Genomic DNA, 7,844 nt, shown 5'->3' on the forward strand with positions numbered 1-7,844 from the left:
ACTTGTATGCAAAATATTGGCGAAGATCCATATGGTCAGGCTAAGGCTGCTGTGAGGTAGTGTCAAGGCTGGCTAGTGTGTACCGAAGGCTTTCTACGGAGGTATGCCCATGCGGCAATAACATAGCCGGAGAATGCATAGGCTACGAACAAGGCAAATAGGGCGACTGGTGGGCTGGCCGCGATGGCGACAAGTACAAATAAAGTGGGTAAGAGCAAGAAGAAGGGGACGGTCTTGCGGATATTGATTTCCTTGAAGCTGTAGTAGCGCACATTGCTGACCATGGTGAGGCCCGCAAAGGCGGTGATACCCAGGGTAAGCCAGCGCATATAGGGGCCATCCCATGCCATATCCAGCGATACCCATACAAATCCAGCAACTAAGGCTGCAGCAGTGGGGGAGGGCATGCCTTGAAAGAAGCGTTTGTCGGCTACTTCCAGTTGAGTATTGAAGCGGGCGAGGCGTAAGGCAGCACCGGCACAGTAGATAAACGCAACTATCCAACCCAATTTACCCAAGCCGCGTAGCATCCACTCGTAAGACACCAGCGCTGGTGCGACGCCAAAGGAGACCATGTCAGAAAGGGAGTCGAATTCCGCGCCAAAAGCACTTTGGGTGTGCGTCATACGTGCAAGTCGTCCATCGATACCATCAAGCACCATGGCGATGAAGATTGCGACGGCTGCATATTCAAAACGATGATTCATCGCCTGCACGATGGCGTAAAAGCCCGCAAACAAGGCTGCTAACGTAACGCTGTTTGGTAGGAGATAGATGCTCTGATGGCGCAAGGTAGCGCGGCGCTTGGCGTGGGGATGCATAAGGTAGCCTTGTACTGGGTTTGCCGACATCAACGGCAAACAGCAATGCCAAATCGGGGCTGGCAATTCTAGCTGAGGCGCAGATACCTGTCTTCACGGTGGGCTCATAGGTTGACCATGCGATAGAATCGCGGACTTGTTACTTAATAGAGATTGACCGTGTCTGAACGGCTATTTGTCTTCCTGCAATATCTAATGCCTAAGTTGGCGCTGACACGGGTCATGGGCGTGTTGGCCGGCTGGTCTGCTGGTCCTTTGACTCGCTGGATGATTCGTACGTTTATTGGGCGGTACAACGTCAATATGGCGGAAGCGGCTAATCCAGATAGAGATAGCTATCGCACCTTTAATGATTTCTTTACCCGTGCTTTAAAGGAAGATGCTCGCCCGTTGGCGGATGCCGCATTAGTGTGCCCGGTGGATGGCGCTATTAGCCAATTTGGCCGTATCGAACATGATCAGATCTTCCAGGCCAAGGGGCATCGGTATTCAACCTCGGCATTGGTGGGGGGGGATTCGGTACTGGCGGCTAAATTTGAGAATGGCAGCTTCGCCACCCTCTACCTCAGCCCGCGTGATTATCATCGTATCCATATGCCGTGTGATGGCCGATTGGTGCGCATGATTTATGTACCCGGTGAGTTATTCTCGGTTAACCCTGCTACCGCACGCGGTGTACCCGGTTTGTTTGCCCGTAATGAGCGTGTGGTCTGCTTGTTTGAATCAAATAAAGGGCCGTTCATTTTGATTTTGGTGGGCGCCACCATTGTTGGCAGCATGGCCACGGTTTGGCATGGAGTGGTGAACCCGCCACGGCGTAAGGCTGTAACGGTATGGAATTACCAAGACAAGCAAATAGTTTTGAAGCAGGGTGAAGAGATGGGACGGTTTTTGTTGGGCTCCACCGTCGTTATGCTTTTCCCGAATCCGGCGTTGGCATTCAACCCAGTATGGTCGCCAGCGTCTAGCGTGCGCCTTGGCGAGTTGATGGCTGATGAATCTGTAAGTTCGCAGGGCTAAGCTGTAATTCTGCTATAGACAAGGAAAAGGCCGGCATCGCCGGCCTTTTCCTTTAGGTGTCCAATGTCAATTAGTTCTTGCTTTGGTCTACCAACTTGTTTGCCTTGATCCAAGGCATCATGTCGCGCAGCTGCTCGCCTACGGTTTCGATTGGGTGCACTGCATTCAAGCGGCGGCGAGCGGTCATGGCGGGGTAATTGGTCTTACCTTCCATGATGAACATCTTGGCATATTCGCCGTTTTGGATGCGCTTTAGTGCATTACGCATGGCAGCACGTGACTGCTCGTTGATTACCTCGGTGCCGGTTACGTATTCACCGAATTCGGCATTGTTGGAAATGGAGTAGTTCATGTTGGCGATGCCGCCCTCGTACATCAGGTCGACAATTAACTTCAGCTCGTGCAGACATTCAAAATAAGCCATTTCCGGTGCATAGCCGGCTTCAGTGAGGGTTTCGAAGCCCATTTTCACCAGTTCAACCGCACCACCGCACAGCACTGCCTGCTCACCGAACAAATCGGTTTCGGTTTCTTCGCGGAAGTTCGTTTCGATAACGCCACCTTTGGTGCCGCCGTTGGCCGCGGCGTAAGACAGAGCAACGTCGCGAGCCTTGCCACTCTTATCCTGGTGGACGGCGATCAACGAAGGCACACCACCCCCACGTTTGTATTCCGAACGCACGGTATGGCCAGGGCCCTTGGGTGCAACCATGATGACGTCGAGATCGGCGCGCGGCACGATCTGGTTGTAATGGATATTGAAGCCATGCGCAAAGGCCAGGGTCGCGCCTTGTTTTGCGTTTGGGGCGATATCGCGCTCGTAGACAGCCGGCTGGCTTTCATCCGGCAGCAGGATCATGATTACGTCAGCATTCTTGACCGCTTCGGCGACTTCCTGGACCGGCAGACCGGCAGCCTCGGCTTTGCTCCACGAAGCACCACCTTTACGCAAACCAATGGTCACGTTCACGCCGGAATCCTTCAGGTTCAGTGCGTGGGCATGGCCTTGCGAGCCATAACCAACGATGGTGACTTGCTTACCCTTGATCAGGGAGAGGTCGGCGTCTTTGTCGTAGAAAACTTTCATTTGCTTTGTCCTTTTTCAGTGCTTGGGGAGGGCCGGTGTGCCATGCACATTACCGGCGCGTCGGAATGTCAGAATCAGATTTTCAGAATGCGTTCGCCACGGCCGATGCCTGAGGCACCGGTACGAACGGTTTCCAGAATCAGGGTACGGTCTACGACTTCGATAAATGCATCCAGCTTGGAGCTTTCACCGGTCAGTTCGACGGTGTAAGTCTTTTCGGTTACGTCCAGGATGCGGCCGCGGAAAATATCGGCCAACCGTTTCATTTCTTCACGGTCCTTGCCGGTGGCGCGTACCTTGATCAACATCAATTCGCGTTCGACGTGGTCCGATTCGTTCAGGTCGATCACCTTGACCACTTCAATCAGCTTGTTCAGCTGTTTGGTGATCTGCTCAATCACGTCATCCGAGCCCGTGGTTACCACTGTCATGCGAGACAAGGTTGGGTCTTCGGTGGTTGATACGGTCAGCGAATCAATGTTGTAGCCGCGGGCGGAAAACAAACCCACTACCCGACTCAACGCACCGGCTTCGTTTTCCAGCAGGATGGAAAGAATATGTCGCATGTTGCTTTCCTCCTTAGCTCAGATTGCCGTAGTCACGGTCTTTGATGATCGCACCGCTTTGCAGGTGGCGCATATGGGGCGGCAGATCCATCTGGCTCAAGCCACGGTTGTTCTGCACCATCGGAAAGACGTTTTCCTTCTGGTCGGTGATGAAGTCCATGAACACCAACCGTTCCTTAAGTTTCATGGCCTCGCGCAGAGCATGTTCGACATCGGCTGGGCGTTCGATCTTCATGCCGACATGGCCATAGGCTTCGGCCAGTTTCACGAAGTCGGGTAGGGCATCCATATAGGACTCGGAATAACGGTTACCGTAGAAGAACTCCTGCCACTGCCGTACCATGCCCAGATAACGATTGTTCAGGTTTATCACCTTCACTGGCGTGTGGTATTGCTTGCAGGTGGACAGCTCTTGGATATTCATCTGAATGGATGCTTCACCCGTAATACAGGCTACGGTGGCATCGGGGTTGGCTAACTGTGCGCCCATCGCGGCGGGCAGGCCGAAACCCATGGTTCCCAAGCCACCGGAGTTGATCCACCGGCGCGGCTTGTCGAATTTGTAGTACTGCGCAGCCCACATCTGGTGCTGGCCGACATCGGATGTGATGAAAGCTTCGCCACCTGTTACTTCATATAGCTTCTGCACTACAAACTGCGGCTTGATGATGTCGCTGTCCATATCGAACTTGAGGCAGTCGTGGCTGCGCCAGTCTTCCAACTGCTTCCACCAAGTGGCCAAGTACTCAGCATTGGGCTTGGCGCCAGTTTGGCGCAACAGACCCAGCATTTCCTCTAAGACATCGCGGACATTGCCAACGATGGGGATATCAACCTTGACGCGCTTGGCAATCGAGGTTGGATCGATATCGATATGGACAATCTTCTTTGGTGAGCTGAGGAAGTGCGATGGGGACGAAATAACACGGTCGTCAAAGCGTGCACCTACGGCAATGAGCACATCGCAATGCTGCATTGCCATATTGGCTTCGTATAAGCCGTGCATGCCCAGCATGCCGAGGTTCTGCGAGTCGGAACCCGAAAAAGCGCCTAAGGCCATCAGGGTATTGACTGCTGGTACGCCCAGCATCTTGACCAGTTCGGTCACCTGATTCGAAGCATTCGATAATACAGCGCCACCGCCGATGTAGATGAGTGGGCGTTTGGCATCGGCCAACAGATTGACGGCCTTTTTGATCTGCCCCGGATGTCCCTTGGAAGGCGGATTGTAGGAGCGCAGGCTGACCGACTGTGGGTAGTGGAATTCAGCTTTGGCTATCGTCACATCCTTGGGGATATCAACGACAACCGGGCCTGGCCGGCCCGTCGTGGCGATATGGAACGCTTTTTTCATCGCACCGGCGATGTCGCGTACATCCTTGACCAGGATATTGTGCTTCACACAAGGACGGGTAATGCCGACCATGTCGACTTCCTGGAAGGCATCCAGGCCAATTGCCGGTGTCGGCACTTGCCCGGAGATGACCACCATGGGAATGGAGTCAAGATAGGCTGTGGCAATGCCGGTAATGGCATTGGTAGCGCCAGGGCCAGAGGTGACCAGGGCGACACCGACCTTCTGCGAAGAGCGCGAATAGCCGTCTGCCGCGTGGACTGCGCCTTGTTCATGGCGCACCAGCACATGTTTGAATTTGTCTTGCTTGAATATTGCGTCGTAGATTTCGAGTACCGCGCCGCCAGGGTAACCGAAGACATACTCAACGCCTTCTTCCTGCAAACAGCGGATAACGATTTCCGCACCGGATATTTCCATGATGTCTTCCTTTGTGGAGAGGACACTTCAAAAACAGCATTCAGCATCGCGTGATCGGACGATCATCTGGCGGAGTCATACCCTGCATGGCAGGGCAGGATGAAGTATCGCGAACAGACCAGTCTGCCGAGACAAAACACCATTACCGACGCAATCGCGGAGCAAAAGCCCCAGACCAACTTGTAAAACGAATACTAAATACTGCACCAATGCAGCAAAAAAGCCTGTAGGACTTTTGATCAGCACACTTGCTGTGTGCCTAAGCCAACCGGGTCGTCGCCGCGCGCTGCTTGTGGCGGCGGGGCGAACATCTAGGACTGCTGCCGATGTGGTGCCTGCGAGATAGTTGCAAGCGGGCACCGTCCGTGGCGGAAAGGGTATATCCGAACATAGCCGAGCGACACCCAGCTGGTCAAGTACGATTATTGAACTGGGCCAAGCCATCGGCCGGAATGCTTCGCCGCAAGCCGGTACTGGCGTTACAAGGGCTGAAGTCGTATCGTGGCGACCTCTTTAGAACGGAATCAATTGGCAGCGCATGACGACTACGTACCCTTTAGCCCCGCGCTGGCGCCGTTTGGTGGCGCTTTGTTATGAAACGTTGCTTCTAGTCGCTGTTTTATTGGCAGCGGGGATGTTATTTCAATTGCTCTGGCGTGGCGAACAAGCGTCGGTACTGCGCCGCTATGTTGAGTTTGGGTATCTGCTATCGCTATTGTTCGTGTACTTCGCTTGGTGCTGGCGTCGTTCTGGGCAAACGCTGGCGATGAAGACTTGGCGTCTGCGCCTGCAAGCGTGCGATGGGTCGGCGCCCAGTTGGCGAGCCATGCTGATCCGTTTTGTGTTGGCTTTGCTGATTTATGCCCCACTGGTGCCGATTTGGTTATGGGCTAAGCATGCACCGGGGATGAAATGGGCTGTCTGGGTGGCGGGTGTGTGGGCAGCGTTGCCTGCTATCTGGAGTTGGTTGGATCGTGACGGCCAGTTCTTTCATGATCGCGTGGCTGGAACTCAGATCGTACTAGTGCCTACGGTGCGTGAATAAGGTGAGATAGCGTAGAAGAGCCCGCTGATTGTCGGGGGGCATTTGTTCTTTGGCTTTAGTAAATGACACTAATGAAACGAAAAACCCGACTCGTTTGGGTCGGTTTTTTTTGTATCTCGTGGCCAGTCGCTCTCTCGAAACTGACGTATAACAAATTGAATTATAACGCACACATAGCATCACAACAATCAAGCAGGGGCACAAAAGGGGGCATATGCCAAAATACTGTCGTCTATTTGTATCCACTCATTAAAAACAGTCCCGAAGAAAGCAAAAATCAAAGCCCGTTTTGCTGCTCTCCTGATTTATTCCCCCTATTTCTCTATAAGCACACAAAAAGTGGGTGTAACCGGTGTTACGGTGTAACCAACTGCTAAAACCCCCGTGGCACAAGGCTTTCAGCGGTTACACCCTGGTTTCACACCCAGCGCTTCGTGTAACCAAACCGTGTAACCAGGCGCGAAATGGTCTGCTGGTTACCTTCATTTCTGGCCGCGTGTAACCAGGGTGTAACCACTTTCTGACTTTAAACCCTTGTCCTTACAGGCTTTTTTTTATTGGTTACACCGTTACACCGGTAACACCTGTTTTTTATGTCGCACTCGGCAGTGGTTCTGCTTCTGCTCCTTCCTTTCTTACGATGGCCAGGAATTTGTAGAAACGTCTCGGCTGCCTGGGTAGGTCGGGCGTCTTGTGCACCGAGGTGGATTTGCCATCATTCCCCGCCTGGAGCATGTCGGCTTTAACCAAGGCACTGGCCGCCATGATCTTGTCGAAACCCTCGGCAATCTCATCCGCAAATACACCTGGAAACACCAACCAATAGATCGAGTCGCTGCCCCGACGCCGGTAGCCAGCGCAGTTGGGCATGATGGGTTCACGGTCACTGCCGGCATCGTGCCAATCAATAAAGCGCGCAAACGCATTGGCGGCAAACCACGCTTCGGCTTGGTCGAGTATCTGGCTATCTTCGCGGTTCCCCAAGCCATAGCGCTGCAGCCAGTCGGCAAAGCATTGCTGCATGGCCTTGCGCCCTTCACCCGCTTCCCAACCGGTAAACCCTGCTTCGGTAGCCATCTCCAACGCTTCGCCTGTGACGGCAAAGCGTGAAGCAACTCGTCTTACTTGGCCACTCGCTTCTGCTTTGAGCAAGCCCACCAGATAGTCATCGGCACTCACCGCTTTATTCACCCGGCAACTAAGGGTTGATTTATTGGTGTCCGCCCCCAACTGATAGAAATGGACAAAGAAGACGGACGCAAGCTGTCGCGGCAAGAACAGCACGAAAGGCGCAAGCAAGCTGTGAGGCTGCATCGGCGTGGCATGCCCATCAAGGAAGTGGCAGTCAGCCTGGGCGTGGCGGAGGGAACGGTGCGCAGCGCAGTCAAGTCGGCCGATGCCGGGGGCCTCAAGGCGCTAGCCCCTAAACCCACAGGGCGCTCGCTGGGCCAGCAGCGGTGCCTGAGCGCCAATCAGGAACTACACATCCAGCGCTTGATCTGCAAGAACCGCCCCGAGCAACTCAAGCTGG

The 7,844-nt window shown here is 53.9% G+C and carries 7 protein-coding genes and 1 pseudogene; 3 read left to right on the forward strand and 5 right to left on the reverse strand.

Features of this window, described 5'->3' with window-relative positions; all coding sequences use genetic code 11:
- Window positions 1-62: 62 nt before the first annotated feature.
- Window positions 63-821 (reverse strand): CDP-diacylglycerol--serine O-phosphatidyltransferase, encoded by a 759-nt coding sequence (gene pssA / locus CSQ89_RS10990; RefSeq protein ID WP_099406206.1) that lies wholly within the window; start codon window positions 819-821, stop codon window positions 63-65.
- Window positions 822-980: 159 nt separating this feature from the next.
- Between pssA and asd the strand changes: the two genes are divergently transcribed.
- Window positions 981-1,841 (forward strand): archaetidylserine decarboxylase, encoded by an 861-nt coding sequence (gene asd / locus CSQ89_RS10995; protein WP_099406207.1) that lies wholly within the window; start codon window positions 981-983, stop codon window positions 1,839-1,841.
- A 70-nt stretch (window positions 1,842-1,911) separates the two neighbouring features.
- Here asd and ilvC read toward each other — a convergent pair whose 3' ends face one another.
- The 3 genes from ilvC to ilvB form a co-directional block, all read right to left on the reverse strand.
- On the reverse strand, window positions 1,912-2,928 hold the full coding sequence (ilvC, locus tag CSQ89_RS11000) for a ketol-acid reductoisomerase (protein WP_099406208.1): 1,017 nt from the start codon (window positions 2,926-2,928) through the stop codon (window positions 1,912-1,914).
- A gap of 74 nt (window positions 2,929-3,002) precedes the next feature.
- Window positions 3,003-3,494, reverse strand: a complete 492-nt coding sequence (gene ilvN / locus CSQ89_RS11005; protein WP_099406209.1) for an acetolactate synthase small subunit — start codon at window positions 3,492-3,494, stop codon at window positions 3,003-3,005.
- Between the two features lie 13 nt (window positions 3,495-3,507).
- Window positions 3,508-5,268, reverse strand: coding sequence for a biosynthetic-type acetolactate synthase large subunit (gene ilvB / locus CSQ89_RS11010; protein WP_099406210.1), 1,761 nt, complete (start codon window positions 5,266-5,268; stop codon window positions 3,508-3,510).
- A 538-nt stretch (window positions 5,269-5,806) separates the two neighbouring features.
- Between ilvB and CSQ89_RS11015 the strand changes: the two genes are divergently transcribed.
- A complete protein-coding gene (locus tag CSQ89_RS11015; protein WP_099406211.1) occupies window positions 5,807-6,313 on the forward strand; it encodes an RDD family protein in 507 nt (168 codons plus the stop codon).
- 591 nt (window positions 6,314-6,904) lie between these two features.
- On the opposite strand, the gene CSQ89_RS11020 is transcribed toward CSQ89_RS11015, so the two are convergent.
- Window positions 6,905-7,612 carry a hypothetical protein gene (locus tag CSQ89_RS11020; RefSeq protein ID WP_158228966.1) on the reverse strand — a complete coding sequence of 236 codons (708 nt, stop codon included), beginning with the start codon at window positions 7,610-7,612 and terminating at the stop codon, window positions 6,905-6,907.
- Between the two features lie 24 nt (window positions 7,613-7,636).
- Here CSQ89_RS11020 and CSQ89_RS11025 point away from each other — a divergent pair.
- A pseudogene (locus tag CSQ89_RS11025) lies at window positions 7,637-7,844 on the forward strand (helix-turn-helix domain-containing protein); the annotation flags it as partial.

The sequence above is a fragment of the Chitinimonas sp. BJB300 genome, assembly GCF_002735695.1.
GTDB lineage: Bacteria > Pseudomonadota > Gammaproteobacteria > Burkholderiales > Chitinimonadaceae > Chitinimonas.